Origin of the sequence: Lentzea sp. NPDC060358, assembly GCF_042725365.1 — a bacterium.
Taxonomy (GTDB): domain Bacteria; phylum Actinomycetota; class Actinomycetes; order Mycobacteriales; family Pseudonocardiaceae; genus Lentzea.
The window spans coordinates 1-2,614 of sequence record NZ_JBHXCW010000438.1 but is presented as its reverse complement, the minus strand read 5'-3'; the positions used below and the strand labels follow the sequence as shown (position 1 = coordinate 2,614).

Genomic DNA, 2,614 nt, shown 5'->3' with positions numbered 1-2,614 from the left:
ACCCCACCGGAACCTTCTGTTCAAGCGTTCACTGCTCGCCTTCGGCTTCGCAGGATTGCTCGGCTTCGCCGTCGCTGGGCTGCTCGCCTTCGGCTTTGCTTCAGTGCTGGTAGATCGGGGCGATGATGGCCCTGGCCAGGGTGTGGAAGGCCAGGTTGAAGCTCACCACCGCCGCTGAGGCGTCCTGGTCCACGTCCAGCTTCTCCACGTCCACCGCGTGCACCACGAAGAAGTAGCGGTGCGGGTGGTCGCCCTTCGGCGGGGCCGCTCCTCCGAAGGCTCGGGTGCTGTAGTCGGAGCGGACGTGGAAGGCGTCGCCGGGGAGGGTGTCGTCCGAGGCGCCCGCGCCCGTGTCCAGGGACGTGGTGGTGGCCGGGATGTTCACCGCCACCCAGTGCCAGAAGCCCGACGGGGTCGGGGCGTCCGGGTCGTAGCAGGTGACCACGAAGCTCTTCGTCTCCGCCGGGTGGCCCGACCAGGAGAGCTGCGGTGAGGTGTTGCCGCCTTCGAAGACCTGGGCGACGTCGAGCTGCTTGCCGTCGCGCACGTCCGTCGAGGTGACGGTGAAGGTGCCCACCTGGGGGAGCAGCAGGTAGGGGTCTGGAGCGACTGGGCGCTCGAGGCTCATGGAACTCCTCCTTCTTGTGATCAGTTCGAGCCTATCCCCGGGCAACCGGAACGGCCCGGTTGACGTCTTCCTCCTGGGTGAGGGGGAGTTTGATGTCCAAGTTGCGGCTCTGTGCTGCGTTTGTTCTGGTTGTCGGGCTGGTGTCATGTGGACAGACGCCCGACGAGCAGGCCGGGGGGCCCGTGCTGACCACGGCGTCGGCCACGACCGCCGCGACCACTTCGGTCGAGCGGCCCAAGCGGATGTTCGAGCCGCCCTATCCGTACGGGACCGTGCAGGCGAAGGCGCCCGCCGTGGTCGACGGGATGGTGCCCGTCGTCACGCACATCGCCACCGACAAGCCGTACGTGTTCATCACCGTCGACGACGGGGCCGTGCAGCACCCCAAGGCGCGCGAGCTGATGATCGGGGCCGGGGTGTGGCCCTCGGTGTTCCTCAACACCAAGTACGCCGAGGGGCACAAGGACTACTTCAAGCAGTTGCCGGTGACGGTGCACAGCCACACGACCAGCCACCCGAACCTGCTCGGCAAGCCGCTGGAGTTCCAGAAGCACGAGATCTGCGGGAACGCCGACTTCCTGGCGAACGACTACGGGAAGCGGCCCACGTTGTTCCGGCCGCCGTTCGGCAACTACGACGCGACCACCCGGCACGCTGCCGCCAGCTGCGGGTTCAAGGCGCTCGTCAACTGGACGGCCGCGGTCAACGACGGGCACGTGCAGTTCCAGTCCGGCGACCGGCTCAAGCCGGGGGACATCGTGCTCATGCACTTCCGCACGACGTTCGTCGAGGACTTCACGGCGTTCCTCGACCGGGCCAAGCGGGACGGGCTGACGCCGGTGCCGCTGGAGGACTTCCTCGGGTAGCCGTGCAACCCGCGGGGGTGGTGCGCGCGTGATCAAGACATGGGGTCCTGGGGGACCTCTGCATCCACCACCGATGGAAGTCAGCAGGGGAGACAGATGAAGAAGCGTTTCACCGCGGTGCTGTTCGCAGCGCTCGCGATGGTCACGATCGTCCCGCAGGCGTCGGCGGACGACAGCAACGCCCACCTGACCAGCATCGTGACCAGCAAGCACAACGGGTTCGAGCGGGTCGAGCTCGTGATGGACCGCCTGCCCTCCCAGTCCCTCGCCGACGAGGTCGACGAGGTCTGGGACTGCGCCAAGGACGTCCGGATCCCCGTGGGGGGCCAGAACTTCCTGCGCACGACGCACTTCGACGCCGCGGCGTCGGACGGGGGCAAGCCGACCTACACCGGGCCGCGGAACTTCGTGCCGCAGGGGCTGACCAACGTCAAGGGCATCGCGATCTCGTGCAACTTCGAGTCGACGCTCGGCGTCTCCGTCGGGTTCGACAACCCGGCCTCGACGTACCAGGTCTACCCGCAGACGAACCCCACGCGGGTCGTCATCGACATCCACGGCTGACGAAGCAACTGTGGCGTGGGTCACACGTCTTGAAGTCATCGGACGAGCCCTGAGAGGGGACCGGAGATGAACAGACGTTTCGCCGCTGTGCTGGTCGCGGTCCTGGCGGTCTTCACGACCGTCCCGGTCGCGTCGGCGCAGAGCACACCCACGTTGTCGAACATCAGGACCGGGCAGCACAACGGGTTCAGCAGAGTCGTGCTGGACCTGTCCGGGCTGCCCGCCGAACACCGGGTCAGCGAGGTCGGCGGTGTGTCCCACTGCGCGTCCGGCACCCCGATCACCGTCGCCGGCGGCGGGGTCCAGGAGATCCTGTCGGTGACGGTGATCGGGGCGGCCGCGCACGACGACGACGGCAACCCGACCTACCCGGGGTCGCGGAACTTCGCGACCCCGGGGCTGAGCACCATCCGCGGGGTCGCGCTCACGTGCGACTTCGAGGCCACGCTGGGGGTCGCCGTCGGGTACGGCAACCCCGCGTCGTGGCACCGGGTCTTCACGCTGACGAACCCGGACAGGCTCGTCATCGACGTCGGCCTGTAGCAACGGAAAAAGC

4 protein-coding genes are annotated in these 2,614 nt (G+C 67.8%); 3 read left to right on the top strand and 1 reads right to left on the bottom strand.

What is annotated here, in order from left to right; translation table 11 throughout:
• Positions 1 to 100 precede the first annotated feature (100 nt).
• Entirely contained in the window at positions 101 to 628 is a 528-nt protein-coding gene (locus ACFWGZ_RS40630; protein ID WP_382456910.1) for a YbhB/YbcL family Raf kinase inhibitor-like protein, read from the bottom strand.
• 140 nt (positions 629 to 768) lie between these two features.
• Here ACFWGZ_RS40630 and ACFWGZ_RS40625 point away from each other — a divergent pair, with 140 nt between their 5' ends.
• From ACFWGZ_RS40625 to ACFWGZ_RS40615, 3 genes are all read left to right on the top strand, one after another.
• A complete protein-coding gene (locus tag ACFWGZ_RS40625) occupies positions 769 to 1,494 on the top strand; it encodes a polysaccharide deacetylase family protein (RefSeq protein WP_382456909.1) in 726 nt (241 codons plus the stop codon).
• Positions 1,495 to 1,590: 96 nt separating this feature from the next.
• Entirely contained in the window at positions 1,591 to 2,058 is a 468-nt protein-coding gene (locus tag ACFWGZ_RS40620; protein WP_382456908.1) for a hypothetical protein, read from the top strand.
• 66 nt (positions 2,059 to 2,124) lie between these two features.
• A complete protein-coding gene (locus ACFWGZ_RS40615; protein WP_382456907.1) occupies positions 2,125 to 2,601 on the top strand; it encodes a hypothetical protein in 477 nt (158 codons plus the stop codon).
• The last annotated feature ends 13 nt before the right edge of the window (positions 2,602 to 2,614 follow it).